The organism is Actinomadura meridiana (genome assembly GCF_039537545.1).
Lineage (GTDB): Bacteria > Actinomycetota > Actinomycetes > Streptosporangiales > Streptosporangiaceae > Spirillospora > Spirillospora meridiana.
This window is the reverse complement of sequence record NZ_BAABAS010000006.1, coordinates 155,102-172,924: the sequence shown is the minus strand read 5'-3', so window position 1 is coordinate 172,924 and position 17,823 is coordinate 155,102. Positions and strand designations below refer to the sequence as shown.

Below are 17,823 nucleotides of genomic sequence, written 5' to 3'. Positions count from 1 at the left end.
CGGAACTCCGGCTTTTCGGGCGGGCAGGCAAAAAATCGAGGCGCGCCGCTGTAAAGGCGAAAAGATTGCTGACACCCATCACCAAGCCCGGTTATAGTCACAGTGTCGATGCATCGCGGCACGGCAAAAGCGTCCGGCGCGCCGGGCACGCCGAATGGCGGAAGCCCGGTCCGAAGGGCGCCGCGTGGCAATGTTGGGGGACGAGGCCACCGGCGCACCCGGTCAGCGTGGACGCGCCGACCGGCCGCCGCGACCGCATGACGAGCAACGGGGGGAAGACTTGTGATCGCGGATCATTCCGTGATCGTGGCCCGAGGAATGGGTGTCCGCCGCGGGGGGCGGTGGCTCCTGCGCCCGGTGACCTTCGGCATTCCCGAAGGCGTGGTCGGCTTGGCCGGTCCACCTGGTGTCGGTAAATCCACTCTGCTGGCCACGTTCGCGACCTTGCGCAGGCCTAATGCCGGTGCGCTGCACGTTCTCGGACATGACATAACGACCGCCACGGGCCTGCGCACCGCGCGCGCCGTCATCGGATACCTGCCCGCGCGCTTCTCGCGGGCGGAGCACATGACGGCCCGCGAGTTCGTCGAGTACGCGGCCTACTACAAGCGAACGAGCGTGTCCGCCGCGCATTCCATGGTGCGGCGGCTCGAACTCGGCGAGGCCGCCGGGACCGAACTGGCATTGCTGCCGCCCGACGTCCGGCTGCGCGCCGGGCTCGCCGCCGCCTGCGTCCACGAGCCCCGGGTGCTCCTGCTCGACGACCCGTTCGGCGACCTGTGCGCCGCCGCCGAGCCCTGGCCGACGGGCGTCGACGGCCCCGGGCGGCACGCGCTCACCGCGGCCATGGCCGAGCTGATCCCGGTCCTGCGCTCTCTCGCCCCGACGGTGGTCGTCACCGCCGACGCCACCGAGACGCTCAGCGGCTGGTGCGACCGCCTCTTCACGCTGGCCCGCGGCAGGATGACCGAACAGCCCACGCTTTCCGCGGCGGCCCGGCGCGGGCGCTCCGCCGCCGACCGCCGCGGCGAGACCGCCCTGGCTCCGCAGGGGGCGCTGACGGCGCGGGCCGGGCGGGCGGGTCACCGCCGTCCGGCGCGGCTGACGCTGCCCCAGATCACGCTGCCACGGCTGCCCCTGCCGCAGCTGCCGCGCCCGCGGTCCGGGCGGCCGCCCGCGCGGAGCGCCCCCGGTGTCTGACCTGGGGCGGGTGCTCCGGCTGGACGCCCGCCGCACGGCACTGCTGGTCGCGGTGCCGGTCCTCACGGTGGTCGGGACGGCCGCCGCCGCGCTGTCGCTGTGCCCGGTCGCGTACTGGGACAACGCCGTCGTCGCGCTGCTCAACGCGGTCCGCTTCCTCGGGCCCGTCGCCGCGGCGCTGGCCGCTTGGACGGCGGTCCGGGAACGTCCGCTCGACTACCTGCGCGACCTCACGGCCCGCTCGCCCGCGACCGGTGTCCTGTTCGACCTGCTGCTGCTGTCGGCCGCCGCGCTGGTCTCCTACGTCGCGGTGACGGTCCTGGTCGTCGCGATCACCCTCGTCGAGGCGGAGGCCGGGCACCTGCACCCGCTGGGGGTGCTCTCGGGCGCGGGCGCGCTCGTCCTGCACGTCGTCGCGGGCTACCTGACGGGCCGCGCCGCGCCACACCGCGCCACCGCGGCCCTGGTGTTCGCCGCGACGTCGCTGTGGGCGGCGGCGCGCGTCCCGGGCGTGTCGTGGTGGAGCCTGCTCCCCCCGGCGGCGTTCGACCGCGTCGCGCTGTTCACCACGCTGCGTCCCGAGGTGCTCGCCGACCAGCTCACCTGGGCGGCCGGGCTGACCACCGCGCTGATCCTCGGCTATGTGATGTGGGTGACGCGCCGGTTCCTGTTCGTCCTGCCGATCGTCGTGGCCCTCGCCGCGACCGTCACCGCCACGCTCGGCCTGCACCGCTCCGGCGGCGGCGCGGTGACCCCGGTGTCGGCCGAGCCCGTGTGCCGCGACTGGCCGCTGACCGTGTGCGTCCACCCCGCGCTGCGGGACGCGCTGCCCCGGCTGATCGCGGCCGCCACCCCGCTCGCCGCCCGCCTCGACGGGACGCCCGCCGCGTTCACCACGGTCGAGCAACGCCCGGCCTGGGCCCCACTCACGGTCATGGACGGCGTCGCCGCCGTCCACCTCGACGAACAACTCTCCCCCGGGTACGCGGCACGCGCCATGCGCCAGATCAGCGAGAGCCTCAAGGACGCCACCTGCACGACCCCGCCGAACCGCTACCGCGCGCTGGTCGACGCGTGGCTCCTCGGCGACGACCCGCCCGCCGTCCCCGACGCGCGCGCCGCCCGCCAGTTCGCCTCCTGGGGCGAGACCCGGCGCCGCTCCTGGCTACGCCTGCACTTCACCGACTACCGGGCCTGCGCCCTGGGCCCCGCCGACTTCTGGACGTCCCGAACCCCGCCCACCACGCACGCGATGAGAGACGGCCTCACCGCCCCAAGACAACTCACTGCCCCAAGACAGCTAGGACGCGGGAACTGAGACCGGTCGCCTGGCCCAGTAGTGCTCCACGAAGAACGGCGCGACCGGAAGCACACCGGCGGCCAGCGCGAGCGCCGTCCGCGTGACGTCCCACCGAAGCCCCGCCCGAACCACGAGCACCAGCCCCACATACCCGATGAAGAGAACGCCGTGCACCGGCCCCATCACCTGAACGGCGGCGGGCACGTCCGCCCCGTACTTCAGCGGCATCGCGACCAACAGCAGCACCAGAAAGGAGACCGCCTCAATGATGGAGACCCACCGGAACACACGAATCACATCCACGCGCAGGCAACGCCCCCACGCCCCGGAAGGTTTCACCCACCCCTATGGCCTCCCTCACACGGAGGAGGGAACTGCAATAAGCAAAGCGTCTCCTTGACCGCCGCCGCCGCACAGTCCTGCGGCGCCGAGGCCGCCGCCGCGGCGGGTCAGTTCGTAGGCCAGGTGCAGGACGATGCGGGCGCCCGACATGCCGACCGGGTGGCCGAGGGCGATGGCGCCGCCGTTGACGTTGACCCTGTCGGGGTCGACGCCGAGGTCGCGCATGGACTGGATGCCGACGGACGCGAACGCCTCGTTGATCTCGATGAGGTCGAGGTCGTCGACGGTCTTGCCCGCCTTGCGGAGGGCGTGCTTGATGGCATTGGACGGCTGCGACTGGAGGGAGTTGTCCGGTCCGGCGACGTTGCCGTGGGCGCCGATCTCGGCGAGCCAGGTGAGGCCCAGCTCCTCGGCCTTGGCCCTGGACATCACGACGACGGCGGCGGCGCCGTCGGAGATCTGGGAGGACGTGCCCGCGGTGATCGTCCCGTCCTTGCTGAACGAGGGGCGCAGCCTCGCCAGGACTTCGACGGTGGTGTCGCCGCGGACGCCCTCGTCGGTCGCGAACACGACGGGCTCGCCGCGCCGCTGCGGGATCTCGACGGGGGCGATCTCGTCGTCGAACACGCCGTTCTTGATGGCGGCGGCGGCGCGCTGGTGGGAGCGGGCGGCGAACTCGTCCTGCTCCTCGCGGGAGATGCCGAGCCGGGCGTTGTGGTGTTCGGTCGACTCGCCCATGGAGATGCCGTCGAAGGCGTCGGTGAGCGCGTCGTTGGCCATGTGGTCGATGACCTCGACGGAGCCGTACTTGTAGCCGCCGCGCGACTTCGGCAGCAGATGCGGGGCCTGGGTCATCGACTCCATGCCGCCCGCGACGACGATGTCGAACTCGCCCGCGCGGATCAGCTGGTCGGCGAGCGCGATCGCGTCCAGCCCGGACAGGCACACCTTGTTGATCGTGACGGACGGGACGCTCATCGGAATGCCCGCCTTGACCGCCGCCTGCCGGGACGGGATCTGCCCCGCGCCCGCCTGGAGCACCTGGCCGAGGATCACGTACTCCACCTGGTCGCCGGACACCCCGGCCCGGTCGAGCGCCGCCCTGATCACGTGCGCGCCGAGGTCGGCGGCGGAGAAGTCCTTCAGGGAGCCCAGCAGGCGTCCGACGGGGGTGCGCGCACCGGCGACGATCACGGACGTGGTGGTCATGTGGGGAGCCTCCAGGACAGTGGGCGGCGACGTTTGCCACCATACCCAGGAGAACCTCGTTCGGTTCTGTGCGACCCCGCCTGGACGTCCGAGTAGGGAGAAGGCCCATGCTGACCCGAATCGACCACATCGGCATCGCCTGTCGTGACCTCGACGCGACCGTCGAGTTCTACAAGGCGACCTACGGTTTCACCGACGCCCACTTCGAGGTGAACGAGGAGCAGGGCGTCCGGGAGTGCATGCTGAAGATCAACGAGACCGGGGACGGGGCGGCGTCCTATCTCCAGCTGATCGAGCCGATCCGCGACGACTCGGCGGTCGCGAAGTGGATGGAGAAGAACGGCGAGGGCGTGCACCACATCGCGTTCGGGACGGACGGCGACGTCGCCGACGAGGCCGCGGGCATCGCCGCGAAGGGGGTGCGCGTGCTGTACGACGCGCCGCGCGACGGATCCTTGGGTTCCTTGATCAACTTTTTGCACCCGAAGGACTGCCACGGCGTGCTGACCGAACTCGTCCAGAAGCGGTGAGGCGCACCGATGATCTTCCAGAGGCGCGGTGCGCGGGCCCGGTGACCGGGGGCCTCCGGATCGTGACTAGTTCGATACACGGAGGCTGACAGAACGTCCTGGACCGCCGCCCTGTGACTGTTCGGACACATTTGGTGTATTTGTACGCCCCGTACCAGCGCAGTTGCCGGGCCGGTGAGCGCTGGTGCAAAGCAGACAAACCACGCAGCGTGTCAAGATGAACCCCCAACACGGCAGTGTCGGGAGTAGGCTTCATTCGCCGGATGAGGTCTGGGGCACTGAGCCCGTCATGGAGCCCGTCATGCCGTCATGCCAGGCGATCAACCGGTTCCCGGAACCACTGGTAGCCCCGTCACATCAGGATTGAGCCACATGCAGTCCGACATCGACGCCCAGCTCAGCAACTTCTTTGAAGACACGCCCCCGCGCGAGTTCGACGTGGTGCTTCGCGGCTATGACCGGCACCAGGTCGATGAGCACATCAAATCGCTCGACAACGAGGTCCGGCAAACCCGCGAGCAGACCCAGGCGCTGCAAAGGGAGCTGTCGGACGCCCATCGTCAGTTGCAGGAACAGGAGCGACCCACCTATTCCGGGCTCGGCGCCCGCATCGAGCAGCTACTCCGGTTGGCCGAGGAGCAGGCCACCGAGCTCGTGCAGGCGGCCCGCTCCGAGGCGAACGAGATCAAGGCGGCCGCCAAGGTCGACGCCGCCGAGCAGCGCGCCAACGCCGAGAACGACGCCTCCGAGCTGCGCGCCAGCGCGCAGCGCGAGGGCGACGAGATGCGCAACGCGGCCGAGCGCGAGGCCGACGACGTGCGCACCTCCGCTCGCCGGGAGGCCGACGAGCTGACCTCCACGACCGAGCGGGAGGTCGCCAAGCTGCGCGCCACCGCCGATCACGAGGTGGCCGAGAAGCGCGCCAGCGCCGAACGCGAGATCGCCAAGCTGCGCACCACGACCGAACGCGAGGTCGCGCAGCTGCGCGCGTCCACCAAGCGCGAGCGGGACGAGATCCTCACCACCGCCAAGCGCCAGGCGGACGAGATGCGCGCGCAGGCCCAGCGCATCCTGGAGGAGAGCGAGGCCCAGCGCGCCCAGGCCGAGGCCGAGTTCGAGATCCAGCTGGCCGCCCGCCGCGAGGAGGCCGACCGGCAGGACGCCGAACGCCACTCCGCGGCCCAGACGGCGACGCAGAAGCTGGTCGCCGAGGCCGAGCAGCGCGCCACGTCCGCCGAGCAGCGGGCCGCCAAGGCGACCCAGCAGGCCGAGCAGACCCGGCGTGAGGCCGACTCGCACGCCAAGCAGCTCATGGCCAACGCCCGCAAGAACTCCGACAACGTCATCGCCGAGGCCAAGTCGCAGGCCGAGCAGTTGCTCGCCGAGACCAAGTCCGAGGCCGACCGCGTCCGGACGGCGGCGCAGCGTCAGGTCGACGAGCTGACCCGTCAGCGCGACAGCATCACCAGCCACCTCAACCAGTTGCGTCAGCTCATCGGCGGTGTCGCGCCGAACCTGGGCGGCGACACCGAGTTGGCCGCGCCGCCGGAGAAGCCCGCGATCCCCGCGGCCGACCCCAAGCCGGCCCCGCCGCAGCAGGCACAGCCCAAGCAGCAGCAGCCCGTCGGCAAGGCGGCGCCCGCCAAGCAGGGCGGCCAGGCCAAGAAGTCCGAGGACGACGACGAGGACTGGTGGCAGGAGTGAGGCCACGGGCCGTCTGACACGCGGCCCACGAGCACCGGGAGAGCCTAGAGGTCGGAAACGCCTCTAGGCTTTCCTACGTCTCACCACGTAGTGGCTTGATCCGGTGCCCGGCCCGCGGGTGGGCGAGCGGCCGAGGCCGGACGGAAAGAGGAGAGCGCCGTGCCCGACGAGACCCCCCATGAGGACGGCCCGGAGGCGGCACCCGGCAAAGGACGGGCGGCCCCCGGCCGCACCGTGCCCGCTCCCACCCCGCCCGCCGACAACGACGCCGCCCCAGCCCCCGCCACCGGCGCCGACACCGACACCGACCCTGGTGCCGACAACGAGCCCGGTGCCGACAACGAGCCCGGCGCCGACACCGAGCCCGGTGCCGACAGCGGAACCGGCGCCGACACCGACGAGACCCCCGAGCCGGACGCGGACCCGGACGAAGGCGCCGTCGCGCCCAGTGGCGCGCTCGATCCCGAGGAGATCGACGAGCCCGTCGGGGAGCGCGACCCCGCCACCGGCACGCCCGTCACCCTCCCGGCCGAGGCGGGCGAGCAGCTGACGCCCGCGTCCGACTCGCTCGACCCGGACGCCCCCGACCCGGCGCACGACGTCGAGCAGCGCAGGCGCGAGGCGGGCGTCGACCACCGCTTCCCGTTCGGACGCCCCGGCCAGCCGCTCGGCCGCGCCCACCCGTTCGTGTTCGGGTTCACCGCGGCGCTCGGCGTCATCACGGCCTGGATGCTGGTGCAGGCCGCGTCCAACGCCAAGTCCGTGATCGTGATGATCGTGGTCGCTATGTTCCTCGCGGTCGGGCTCAACCCGGCGGTGGAGCGGCTCCGCAGGTTCGGGCTGCCGCGCGGCGCGGCGGTCGCGACCGTGTTCCTCGTCCTGATCATGTTCTTCGCCGGGTTCGTGGCCTCGCTCGTCCAGCCGGTGTCCGAGCAGGTCACCGAGCTGCGCAAGAACATCCCCGAGTACGTCGAGCAACTCCAGGACAACAAGACCCTCGCCGACTGGGACAAGCGGTACGGGCTGCTGGAGCGCGCCGAGAAGACGGTCAACAGCGACGACTTCCAGGGCCAGCTCACCGACATCGCGACCGGCATCGGCAAGGTCGCGGTGAACGGCGTCTTCCAGACGATCACCATCCTGATCCTGACGCTGTACTTCATGAGCTCGCTGCCGCAGATCAAGACGTTCTTCTACAAGCTGGCGCCGCGGTCCCGAAGAGCCAGGGTCGCGCTGCTCGGCGACGAGATCCTCGACCGGATCGGGGGCTATGTCGCGGGGCAGTTCACGATCGCGTTCATCGCGGGCACGACCTCGTACATCTTCCTGTCGATCGTCGGGGTGAAGTACGCCCTGGCGCTGGCGTTGATCGTCGCGGTGACCGACCTGATCCCGCTGATCGGCGCCACGATCGGCGCGCTCGTGGTGTGCCTGGTCGCGTTCCTCACCGCCGACCTCACCGACCTGATCATCTGCGCGGTCTTCTACCTCCTCTACCAGCAGGTGGAGAACTATGTCGTCTATCCGCGCGTCATGAAGCGGACGGTCGACGTCCAACCCGCGGTGACGGTCGTGGCGGCCCTGATCGGCGGGACGCTGCTGGGCGTCGTCGGCGCGCTGCTGGCGATCCCGACGGCGGCGGCGATCTCGCTGCTGATCCGCGAGGTCGTCATGCCGCGTCAGGAGACCATGTAGTTTCGGCCGACGGCGTGGTTTCGGCCGACGGCGTGGTTTCAGTCGGCGGCGGCACCGAGTAGGTCGTGAGCGTGATGGCGTTGGCCGCCTCCCGGACCGGTCGCATGATCTTCTCGATGACCCTGGCCTTGCCGGGCATGTACGGCATCATGCGCATCATGGCCAGCTGGAGGGCGGCGCGCACGCGGGTGGCGGGGACCATTTGCTTGACGACGTCGCGTCCGAGCCGCTGGTTCAGGTCGACGAACGCGCGCATCTCCTCCTCGAACCGGGGGAACGCGACGCGGTGGTCGCCGTGGGCGGCGGCGAGTTCACCGGCCAGCACGTAGGCGCCCACGAGAGCGAGGCCGGTGCCCTGCCCGGACGCCGGGGACGGGCAGTAAGCCGCGTCGCCCAGCAGGACCGTCCGGTCGTTCGACCAGCTGGGCATGCGGATCTGCGCGAGGGAGTCGAAGTAGAAGTCGGGCGCGTCCGGTAGGGCGGCCAGGAGCCCGGGCACCTCCCAGCCGTGCCCGGCGAACGCCTCGGCGAGGGCGGACCTGGCGTCCGACTCGCGACGGCTCGGCTGCGAGTCATTGGCGGAGAAGAAGAACTGGGCGGTGGCGTCGCCGGACCGGCTCAGGGCGTAGAGGTTGACGATGTGGCCCGTCGTGGAACAGGCCAGCTCCCAGCGGTCGAGGTCGAAGCGGTTGGGGACGCTGAACACCGCGACGTTCAGCCCCAGCGGGTGGGCGAACTGTTCCTCCGGCCCGAAGGCCAGGGAACGCACGCCCGAATGCAGCCCGTCAGCGCCCACGACCAGGTCGAAGGTGCGGGACGGCGCGTGCCGGAAGGTGACGTCCGCCCCGGAGGCGTGCTGGGTGAGGGCGGTGATCTCGTCACCGAACAGGTACTCCGTCCGCCCGGCCGTGGCCCCGTGGAGGATGTCGGCCAGGTCGCCGCGCAGGATCTCCAGGTCGCCGGGGTCCCGGAACCCGATCACGTCGGGGCCGAGGGTCGCCACGGTCTTGCCCCTGCCGGTCAGCCAGGTCCCGCCGCGGATGTCGGTGGCCCGGTCCCGCACCCGCGCGCCGATGCCCATGCGGTCGGCGACGTCGACCGCCACGCCCCGCAGGTCGACCTTGTAGCCGCCGGGTCGCAGCGCGGGCGCGCGCTCCACCACGGTCGGGTCGAACCCGTACCGGTGCAGCCAGTACGCCAGCGCCGGACCGGCGACGCTCGCGCCGGAAATGAGGATGTTGGTGTTGCGCACGCGGCTCTCCTGCCGGGTCTGGGACGTGCCCCTGCCGGGCACGGCACCGCCATCTGCTTAAGGTGTACACGTAATCGCGTAACCCATAAACCTGATTGCGTATGCTATACACACATCGTCGAGAAGTGGCAACCGCGGAGGCTCGCATGAGCGATGGCGACGGCACCGGGCTCCCGGCGAGCATCGAGGCCGCCTGGGGTGTGCGCGGCCGCACGCCCCCCGGGCCCCGGCCGGGCCTGACGCTGGAGCGGATCGTCGCGGCCGCCGTCGAGGTCGCCTCCACCGACGGCCTGGCGGCGGTGTCGATGGTGCGGGTCGCCAAGGAACTCGGCGTCTCCACGATGGCGCTGTACCGGTACGTCGCGGCCAAGGACGAGCTGCTCGACCTGATGGTGGACGCGGCCACCGGCCCCCCGCCCGTCCACGAGCAGGCGGACCCGGAACAGTGGCGTCCGGGCCTCTCGCTGTGGGCGCGGGACTATCTGGCCGTGCTGCGCCGACATCCTTGGATCTTGCAGGTGCCCATCCCGGGCCCGCCGATCGCGCCGAACCAGATCGCCTGGCTGGAACGGGGCCTCACCCAACTGCGGGGCACCGGCCTGACCGAGAGCGAGAAACTGTCGGTGATCATGCTGCTGGGGGGCGTCGTGCGGAACTGGGCGAGCCTGGCGGCGGGCATCCACGCGGCCGGTGACCAGCGACCACCGATCCACTACGCGAGCGCGCTCGCGCGGCTCATCGACGTCCGGCGCTTCCCCGCGGTCAGCGCGGCCCTCGCCGCCGGAGCCATCGACGACGACCAGGACGACGCGGACGCCGAGTTCGCCTTCGGCCTGGACCGCGTCCTGGACGGCGTCGACACCCTCACTCGGCGAAACCCCAGCTAGATCACGGTTTCGGCGGACGCCACCAGAACGCCGAAAAAGGTCGACCAGGGTGGTTAGCGGCCCGTGCGGGCGAGGGCGGCGGCGAAGTCGGCGACGGCCTGGTTGAAAAGGTCCGGCTGCTCGACGGAGCACAAGTGCCCGGCCCTCGGGATGACGAGCAGTTCCGCGTTCGGGATCGCGTCGGCCATGACGCGCGCCTCGGCCTCGGTGGCGAGGGTGTCCTCGTCCCCGACCAGCACGAGTGCGGGCACCCGCAGGTCGCGGAGCGCGCCGAACGCCTCGGGCCGTCCCGCCATGGCCCGCTGCGCCCAGGCGGCGGCGCGCGGCGGAGTGGCCTGGACGAGCCCGCGCACACGCCCGTACACCAACGCCCGCTGCCGGAACGTGGTCGGCCCGACGAGCGCGGGCAGCACCTCGTCCACGAGCACCGTCGAGGTGCCGTCGCCGTCGAGCCGTCCGGCCTGCCGCAGCCTGTCCTCCCGGACGGACGCGACGTCCACCCCGGCGCGGGCACCGGCTAACACGAGCCCGAGGACGAGGTCGGGATGCCGCCGACACAGCGCCATCGCCACATACCCGCCCAGCGACAGCCCGCCGACCACGGCCCGCCGGACGCCGATCCGCTCGCACAGGCGGGCGACGTCGTCGGCCATCGCGTCGATCGACGGATCGTCGTCGCCGAGCACGGACCCGCCGAAACCGCGCAGGTCAGGGGTGACGACGCGGAAACGCGCGGCGAGCCCCTCCCGCTGGGCGAGCCACATCGCCGAGGACAACGGGAACGCGTGCAGCAGGACGAGCGGTGTGCCGGAACCGACGTCACGGGCGTACAGCTGCACGGTCACCGGAGGTCCTCCCGGAGGTCGAGGGTTCGCCCTTCGCCTACCCGCTCCCGGGTCCTGACCGACCGGAGTGGCCGTGACCGGCCGCGCGGTTATTCGTCCGTTTCATCCCATTCGATGGGAAGTGGGGCCGCCGCGGGCGCCACCCGCTTCACGATCTCGTTCAGAACGATCCGCACGTACGGCTCCCCCACCCAGAGGTGCTTGGCCTTGTCGACCGCGACGACCTCGGCCTGCGGGACGCGCTTGAACCGTTCCCGCGCCTCCGCCGGACGCAGGTAGTCGTCGAACTCCGGCACCAGCGCGACGACGGGCCGCCCGTCGTCGCCCCAGGCGTCCAGGTCGGCGTCACCCGCGCGCTTCAGCGGCGGCGACAGCAGGATCACGCCCTCCACCAGCGGGTCGCGCCCCCACTTCAGCGCCAGTTCCGTGCCGAACGACCAGCCCAGCAGCCACGGACGCGGCAGGTCGTGGAACTCGGTGTACTCCAGCGCCGCCGCCACGTCGAACCGTTCGGTCTCGCCCTCGCCGAACTCGCCCTGGCTCGTGCCGCGCGCCGACGTCGTCCCGCGCGTGTTGAACCGCAGCACGGCGACATCGGCGAGCGCGGGCAGCCGGTAGGACGCCTTGCGCAGTACATGGCTGTCCATCATGCCCTCCGCCGTGGGCAGCGGATGCAGGCAGACCAGCGTCGCCACCGGCGGCCGCGTCACGGGCGACGCCAGCTCGCCGACCAGTTCCAGGCCGTCGGACGTGTGCAGCGTGATCTCCTCACGCCGCGCCGGCAGCACGGTGGCCGCCCTGATCTCCGCCATGGGTCTCCTTCTAGTAGCGGGGTGCGTCGCGTGACCGCCGGACGCGGGGCGAGCGCCGGGACCGTGCCTGCCAGCAGGGCCGATGCCAGTGCCGCCGGTCGTCGCCCGAACGGTCGTCCGTCCGCCAGGCGACGACGTGCGCGACGCCCGGCGGGATCTCCTGGTCGCATCCGGGACATCGGTACGCCTTGACGGCGCCCGCCCCGGACACGGCCCGGACGTTCCACTCCCCGTCCGCCGCCGCCTCGGTCTCCTGAACCCACGAGCCGCCGGACCTGTCCGGACGACCGGAAACCGCACGACGGTTCTTGCGGGGGCTCATGTCACGAGGATATTCAGCGCAGCGGGACTCCCGCTGTGACGTGTTCCACCAGTAGCGGTGCCGGTGTGACGGCGGGGTCGCCGGTCTCGGCGTGGAGGGCGCGCAGGACGGTGACGGCCCGGTCGAGCCCGAGCCGGTCGAGGTCGGCGATCGGGCCGGTCGGGTAGCCGCAGCCGAGGGTCATCGCCGCGTCGATCGAGGCGGCGTCGGCGTAGCCCGCGCCGAGCATGGCGGCGGCGTCGTTCAGATACGGGAAGCGGAGGGCGTCCACGATGAGGCCCGCGCGGTCGCGGCAGCGGACGGTGGTGAGGCCGAGGCGTCCGAGGAGCGCGGCGGCGCGGACGGCGGTGCCGGGGGCGGTCGCGACCGTGGCGGCGATCTCGGCGAGGGTGCCGGACGGGTCCGGCAGGTGCAGGCCGACGACGTCGGCGGGACGCCCGGTCGCCATGGCCTGCCGGATCACGGAGCCGTCCACGGACGTGACGGCGAGCACGGTGCCCGGCTTCACGGCCTGCGCGGCGGTGGACAGCAGCGCCCGGCCCGCCTCCGCGTCCTGCGCGGCCTCGATGACCAGGTCGCACCCGGACAGCTCGGCGGCGGAGTCGTGGACCCGGCCGCCCGCGCGCTCGCACAGCGCGGCGATCGCGTCGGAGAGCGGGCCGACGCCGACGAGCCCGACGACCGGCGGCGGGCCGTCCGGGGCTGGGGCCGCGGCTGGGGTTTCGGCCGGGTCGTAGGAGTAGAAACCGCGGCCGCTCTTACGTCCGAGCAGCCCGGCGGTGACCAGTTCGCGCAGCACCGGCGCGGCCGCGTACCTGCGGTCGCGGGACTCGGCGTAGATCGCGTCCAGGACCTGGACGCAGGTGTCGAGGCCGATCAGGTCCATCAAGGTGAACGGGCCCATCGGCAGCCCGGCGCCGGTCCGCATCGCGGCGTCGATGTCGTCGCGGGTGGCGTGCCCGGAGTCCAGCATGGTCGCGGCGTGGTTCAGGTAGCCGAACAGCAGCCGGTTGGCGACGAACCCGGCGCGGTCCCCGATCGTGACCGGCGTCTTGCCCAGGCTCGTGACCAGCTCGGCGACGCGGGACACGGCGTCCGGCTCGGTGCGGACGGTCGCGATCACCTCGACCAGCTTCATCACCGGCGCCGGGTTGAAGAAGTGCACGCCGACGACGCTGGTGGGACGGCCCGTGCCCGCCGCGATCTCGGTCACCGACAGCGAGGAGGTGTTCGTGGCGAGGACGGCGTCGTCGCGGCACACCCGGTCGAGTTCGGCGAACACCGTGTGCTTCAGGTCGAGCCGTTCGGGGACGGCCTCGATGACGAGATCGCACTCGGCGAGGCCCTCGAAACCGGTGGCGAACGTGACCCGTCCGAGGATGTCGCGCTGCCCCTCCTCGGTGAGCCGTCCGCGTTGGACGGCCCGTCCGGTCGAGCGTTTCAGGTGGCCGCGCCCGCGTTCCAGCGCGTCCTCGTTGATCTCGACGCCGACGACGGCGAGACCGCCGCGCGCGAGGACCTCGGCGATGCCCGCGCCCATCGTCCCCAGTCCGACGACCCCGACCCTGCTGAACGAACGACCAGTCATGGACGGCAGTTTCGCAGGTTCCCGGAAGGCGGGTACGACGGGGGCGTGCGCCTCGGAATCTTCCTCCTCGCCGCCCGCTTCCCCGGCCAGGACGACGCCGCCGCCCTGATCAGGACCGTTGACGCCGCGGTCGCCGCCGAACGGGCCGGGTTCGACGACGTGTGGCTGGCCGAACACCACTTCATGTCGTACGGGGTGGTGCCGTCAGCGACCGTCATGGCCGGGCATCTGCTGGCCGCCACCGGCCAGATCGACGTGGGGACGGCGGTCAGCGTCCTTTCCACCCAGCATCCGGTCGCGCTGGCCGAGCAGGCGGCCATGCTGTCGCTGCTGTCCGGCGGACGGTTCCGCCTGGGCGTCGGGCGCGGCGGCCCGTGGCGCGATCTGGAGGTGTTCGGTACCGGTCTCGACCGTTACGAGCACGGTTTCGCCGAGTCGCTGGACTTACTGCTGGCGTGGCTGCATTCCGACCAGCTCGCGTGGGCCGGTGAGGCGTTCCAATTCCGCGAGGTGCCGGTGGTGCCGCGCGCGCTCGTCCCGCCCCCGGTGACGGTCGCGTGCACCTCACGAGACACAGAGACGCTGGCGGCGGAACGCGGCCTGCCGATGCTCCTGGGCATGCACATCGGACCGGACGAGAAGGCCGCCGCCGTAGCCCGCCACGGCCTGCCAGACGTTCCCCACGTTTCCGCCCACGTCGCGCACGTCGCGGACACACGAGAAGAGGCCGTCGCGACGCTCATGCGTGAGATGCCGCGCTGGCTCGGCCCCGGCCTGGACGGGTACGTCGCCGTCGACGATCGTCCGAGACCGTCCCGCGACCCCGTCGCCTACGCGGAACGGATGTGCGAGCTACACCCAGTGGGTTCGCCGGAGTACTGCGCCGAGTCGCTGGTGGCGACCGTCGAACGCACCGGCATCCGCCACCTGATCCTGCTGGTAGAGGCCGCCGGATCGCGCAAGGCCACACTGGAGAACATCGCCCGCCTCGGCGCCGAGGTCTTGCCCAAGGTACGCGCCGCCCTCCCGCCGCAGTGACGGAGTGACGCGCGGCGGGGTAACAGTGACGGATTGACCAGTGACGGGGTGATGAGTGGCGCGCGGCGCGCCGACGGCCGGGCGCGCCGCGCGGTCGATCAGCAGTCGCGGAGTTCGGGCGACTGGTTGAGGATCTGTTCGCGGGCCGTCACGAACGTGCGGTAGGAGTCGGAGCCACCGCCGGGAAAGACGGCGACGCGGTGGCAGTTCTGGAAGGCCAGCTTGACGCCGAAGTAGCGCTCAAGCGCGCCGCGCATGGCGTCGCTCGCGAGCGCCCTCAGCAGCTGGCCCCTGGCCTGCTCGTCGGGCGGGGGCGTCTGGTTGTCGGCGAACTCGCCGCCGTCGACCTGTAGCCGCGCCACCAGGCCGCTGATCATTTCCCAGGCGTAGGGGAGGGACGTCTTGACGCACTCGACGAACTCCGCGTCGCCGACCTCGCCCTGCTTCGCCGCCTCCAGGAGTTCCGGGGTCACGTCCAGTGACATTGCGGGGGTCCTTTCGCAGACGTCGGATGCTTCGACGCTAATCACGGTCCCCGCACAATTCCAGGCTTGACAAAGGTTTTCATTCCGCTATGCCGGGCCCCGGCGGCCCCCGCGCGCCGGGCCCTCAGCGCGTCTCCGACAAGGCTCGGCTGGTCAACGCGCGACTCACGTCAACGCGCGACCCACACCAACGCGCGGCTCGCACCTCAACGCGCGGGGGCCGCGCCGTGCCTGGACGCACGCCGCCGGGCCGGACGGGACGCGGCCCGCTCGGCCCGCTCCGCCCAGTACTCGCGGGCGCGGCGCACCAGCCGTCCGGACCGGACGGCCTCGGCCTCCGCCCGTCGCTCGTGCGCCCGATCCCGGATGATCGACTGCATGATGTCGTGGTGATACACGGCCCCTCCCAGGTACCCCGGGTCGAACGTCACGACCCGGCAGTGAAGAGACTCGTCCTAAGGCCCCTTCCAGCACATCGGCAGGACGCCCTATATCGCCGTCGGGCCGCCTTAGCCGACCGCCCGCACTAGGGTTGGTCGCCGTGCGTCTCGTTATCGCCCGGTGCAGCGTCGACTACGCCGGAAAGCTCACCGCCCACCTGCCGATGGCACTCCGCCTGATCCTGATCAAGGCGGACGGGAGCGTCAGCATCCATGCCGACGACCGTGCCTACAAGCCCCTCAACTGGATGAACCCGCCGTGCTCGCTGCGCGAGGAGCCGCACGACGAGAACGGCGCCGTCGCCCGCTGGACGGTCACGCACGGCAAGTCGGGCGAGCGGCTGATCCTCACCATCGAGGAGTTCCTGCACGACACCAGCCACGAGCTGGGCATCGACCCGGGCCTCCAGAAGGACGGCGTCGAGGCGCACCTCCAGGAGCTGCTCGCCGAGCACATCACCACGCTCGGGGACGGCTGGTCGCTGGTCCGCCGCGAGTTCCCCACCGCGATCGGTCCCGTGGACATCCTGTGCCGGGACGCCGACAGCGCCACCGTCGCCATCGAGATCAAGCGGCGCGGCGAGATCGACGGCGTGGAGCAGCTCACCCGCTACCTGGAGCTGCTGAACCGGGATCCGCATCTCGCGCCCGTCCGGGGCGTGTTCGCGGCGCAGGAGATCAGGCCGCAGGCCCGCGTCCTCGCCACCGACCGCGGCATCGACTGCGTCACCCTCGACTACGACGCGCTGCGCGGCATCGAGCACGAGGGCACCCTGTTCTGAACCGGCCCTCGTCCGGAGCCCGTCCGCGTTCTGAGTCGGTCCGGCTGTGCGGACCGGCATGATTGCGGACATGACCTTTCAAGCGAGCGGCACGTTCGACATCGAAGCGTGGGACGCCGAGAAGCCCTACGACGAGAACGAGCGCGACGGCAGCAAGCTGACCCGGGTCCACGTCGGCAAGACCTTCCACGGCGACCTGGTCGGGACGAGCACCACCGAACTGATCACCGTGGAGACGGCGGCCGGGCCCGTCGCCTACGTGGGGATCGAGCGGGTCCAGGGCATCCTGCACGGCCGCGAGGGCGGGTTCATCCTCCAGCACAGCGCGGGCAGCGAGGACGGCACGTCCGACACGCAGTGGCTGCGGTGGCTGATCGTGCCGACGTCCGGCACCGGGGAGCTGGCGGGCATCCGCGGCGTCGGCCAGATCACCGTCACCGAGGACGGCACCCACACCTGGGGCCTGGAGTACACCCTCGACTAGGACGGGACGACGGCGTACTGCCGGTAATGTTCAGGCATGCCCCCGGTCACCACCGACGCGACGCCGCCCAGGCGGGACGGGACACCCGGGGAACCGCGTGGCGAGAGGGGCCGGGGACGATGACGGGAATTGCCCACGGGAAACGAGGGGATTCGGCGGTCCGGCCGAGTCCGGTGTTCCTCGCCATCGTCGCGGCGACCGTCCTGTGCGGCCTGATCGCCTGGCGGTACGAGAACGACCCGTCCAGGCCCGCGCGGCTCGCGGTGTTCGGGTTCGTGCTGTCGGCGTGGGTGCTGTCGCTGTGTCTGCACGAATTCGGGCACGCCTACATGGCGTTCCGGTCGGGCGACCGCGGCGTCATCGCCAAGGGCTACCTCACGCTGAACCCGTTGAAGTACTCCGACGTGCTGCTCAGCTTCGTGATCCCGGTGGTGTTCATCCTGCTCGGCGGGATCGGCCTGCCCGGCGGCGCGGTGTGGATCGACCGGCACCAGATCCGGGGCAAACTGCGCCACAGCCTGATCTCGGCGGCGGGCCCGCTGTCCAACGCGGTGTTCGCGATCATGCTCGCGGTGATGTACAAGAACTTCGCCCACCAGGACCACGGCGTCTTCTGGCTGGGCCTGGCGTTCCTGGCGTTCCTCCAGGTCACCGCCGCGCTGCTGAACCTGCTGCCGATCCCGGGGCTGGACGGCTTCGGCATCGTCGAGCCGTATCTGCCGCGCCGCTGGGTCGACCAGGCGCAGGCGTACGGCGGCTATGTCTTCCTCGGCCTGATCGCGCTGCTGTGGATCGATCCGATCAACAACGCGTTCTTCGACCTCGTCTACAACATCACGGACGTGCTGGGGCTGGACGAGCTGCCGATCCAGTTCGGCTACTCGCTGTTCCAGTGGTGGAACGACTGA

General features: G+C 71.5%; 19 protein-coding genes. 10 read left to right on the top strand and 9 right to left on the bottom strand.

Annotation, left to right across the window (positions count from 1 at the left end):
- The first annotated feature begins 357 nt into the window (after positions 1-357).
- Complete coding sequence (locus ABD808_RS14055) at positions 358-1,200, top strand: ATP-binding cassette domain-containing protein (RefSeq protein WP_344895766.1); 843 nt, start codon at positions 358-360, stop codon at positions 1,198-1,200.
- On the top strand, positions 1,193-2,518 hold the full coding sequence (locus tag ABD808_RS14050) for a hypothetical protein (protein ID WP_344895763.1): 1,326 nt from the start codon (positions 1,193-1,195) through the stop codon (positions 2,516-2,518). The genes ABD808_RS14055 and ABD808_RS14050 overlap by 8 nt, the downstream gene beginning before the upstream one ends.
- Here the strand turns inward: ABD808_RS14050 and ABD808_RS14045 are convergent.
- Positions 2,501-2,788, bottom strand: coding sequence for a DUF3817 domain-containing protein (locus ABD808_RS14045; protein WP_344895760.1), 288 nt, complete (start codon positions 2,786-2,788; stop codon positions 2,501-2,503). The genes ABD808_RS14050 and ABD808_RS14045 overlap by 18 nt on opposite strands.
- A 69-nt stretch (positions 2,789-2,857) precedes the next feature.
- Positions 2,858-4,051, bottom strand: coding sequence for an acetyl-CoA C-acetyltransferase (locus tag ABD808_RS14040; RefSeq protein WP_344895757.1), 1,194 nt, complete (start codon positions 4,049-4,051; stop codon positions 2,858-2,860).
- Positions 4,052-4,158: 107 nt separating this feature from the next.
- Between ABD808_RS14040 and mce the strand changes: the two genes are divergently transcribed.
- The 3 genes from mce (at position 4,159) to ABD808_RS14025 (ending at position 7,980) form a co-directional block, all read left to right on the top strand.
- Positions 4,159-4,581 (top strand): methylmalonyl-CoA epimerase, encoded by a 423-nt coding sequence (gene mce / locus ABD808_RS14035; protein WP_344895754.1) that lies wholly within the window; start codon positions 4,159-4,161, stop codon positions 4,579-4,581.
- A gap of 372 nt (positions 4,582-4,953) precedes the next feature.
- On the top strand, positions 4,954-6,285 hold the full coding sequence (locus ABD808_RS14030) for a DivIVA domain-containing protein (RefSeq protein ID WP_344895752.1): 1,332 nt from the start codon (positions 4,954-4,956) through the stop codon (positions 6,283-6,285).
- A 159-nt stretch (positions 6,286-6,444) separates the two neighbouring features.
- On the top strand, positions 6,445-7,980 hold the full coding sequence (locus ABD808_RS14025; RefSeq protein WP_344895749.1) for an AI-2E family transporter: 1,536 nt from the start codon (positions 6,445-6,447) through the stop codon (positions 7,978-7,980).
- Here ABD808_RS14025 and ABD808_RS14020 read toward each other — a convergent pair.
- Positions 7,955-9,232: an FAD-dependent monooxygenase gene (locus ABD808_RS14020; RefSeq protein WP_344895746.1), complete on the bottom strand. Its 1,278-nt coding sequence runs from the start codon at positions 9,230-9,232 to the stop codon at positions 7,955-7,957. The two genes, ABD808_RS14025 and ABD808_RS14020, sit on opposite strands and share 26 nt — an antisense overlap.
- 146 nt (positions 9,233-9,378) lie before the next feature.
- On the opposite strand from ABD808_RS14020, the gene ABD808_RS14015 reads away from it, so the two are divergent.
- A complete protein-coding gene (locus tag ABD808_RS14015; RefSeq protein WP_344895743.1) occupies positions 9,379-10,119 on the top strand; it encodes a TetR/AcrR family transcriptional regulator in 741 nt (246 codons plus the stop codon).
- Between the two features lie 53 nt (positions 10,120-10,172).
- Here ABD808_RS14015 and ABD808_RS14010 read toward each other — a convergent pair whose 3' ends face one another.
- The 4 genes from ABD808_RS14010 to ABD808_RS13995 form a co-directional block, all read right to left on the bottom strand.
- On the bottom strand, positions 10,173-10,964 hold the full coding sequence (locus tag ABD808_RS14010; RefSeq protein WP_344895741.1) for an alpha/beta fold hydrolase: 792 nt from the start codon (positions 10,962-10,964) through the stop codon (positions 10,173-10,175).
- Between the two features lie 89 nt (positions 10,965-11,053).
- Positions 11,054-11,776, bottom strand: a complete 723-nt coding sequence (locus tag ABD808_RS14005; RefSeq protein WP_344895739.1) for an alpha/beta hydrolase — start codon at positions 11,774-11,776, stop codon at positions 11,054-11,056.
- 10 nt (positions 11,777-11,786) lie between these two features.
- Positions 11,787-12,098: an ATP/GTP-binding protein gene (locus ABD808_RS14000; protein ID WP_344895737.1), complete on the bottom strand. Its 312-nt coding sequence runs from the start codon at positions 12,096-12,098 to the stop codon at positions 11,787-11,789.
- A 13-nt stretch (positions 12,099-12,111) separates the two neighbouring features.
- Positions 12,112-13,686: a 3-hydroxyacyl-CoA dehydrogenase family protein gene (locus tag ABD808_RS13995; RefSeq protein WP_344895735.1), complete on the bottom strand. Its 1,575-nt coding sequence runs from the start codon at positions 13,684-13,686 to the stop codon at positions 12,112-12,114.
- A gap of 45 nt (positions 13,687-13,731) precedes the next feature.
- Here ABD808_RS13995 and ABD808_RS13990 point away from each other — a divergent pair, with 45 nt between their 5' ends.
- On the top strand, positions 13,732-14,724 hold the full coding sequence (locus tag ABD808_RS13990; RefSeq protein WP_344895732.1) for an LLM class flavin-dependent oxidoreductase: 993 nt from the start codon (positions 13,732-13,734) through the stop codon (positions 14,722-14,724).
- Between the two features lie 98 nt (positions 14,725-14,822).
- Here the strand turns inward: ABD808_RS13990 and ABD808_RS13985 are convergent, their stop codons facing one another.
- Together ABD808_RS13985 and ABD808_RS13980 are read right to left on the bottom strand one after the other, a co-directional pair.
- Complete coding sequence (locus ABD808_RS13985) at positions 14,823-15,209, bottom strand: SCO5389 family protein (RefSeq protein WP_344895729.1); 387 nt, start codon at positions 15,207-15,209, stop codon at positions 14,823-14,825.
- 206 nt (positions 15,210-15,415) lie between these two features.
- On the bottom strand, positions 15,416-15,640 hold the full coding sequence (locus tag ABD808_RS13980; RefSeq protein WP_344895726.1) for a hypothetical protein: 225 nt from the start codon (positions 15,638-15,640) through the stop codon (positions 15,416-15,418).
- Positions 15,641-15,750: 110 nt separating this feature from the next.
- On the opposite strand from ABD808_RS13980, the gene nucS reads away from it, so the two are divergent.
- The 3 genes from nucS to ABD808_RS13965 all read left to right on the top strand — a co-directional run bounded on the left by nucS (position 15,751) and on the right by ABD808_RS13965 (position 17,823).
- On the top strand, positions 15,751-16,431 hold the full coding sequence (gene nucS / locus ABD808_RS13975) for an endonuclease NucS (RefSeq protein ID WP_344895723.1): 681 nt from the start codon (positions 15,751-15,753) through the stop codon (positions 16,429-16,431).
- Between the two features lie 70 nt (positions 16,432-16,501).
- Complete coding sequence (locus tag ABD808_RS13970; protein ID WP_344895720.1) at positions 16,502-16,915, top strand: DUF3224 domain-containing protein; 414 nt, start codon at positions 16,502-16,504, stop codon at positions 16,913-16,915.
- 119 nt (positions 16,916-17,034) lie between these two features.
- Complete coding sequence (locus tag ABD808_RS13965; RefSeq protein WP_344895717.1) at positions 17,035-17,823, top strand: site-2 protease family protein; 789 nt, start codon at positions 17,035-17,037, stop codon at positions 17,821-17,823.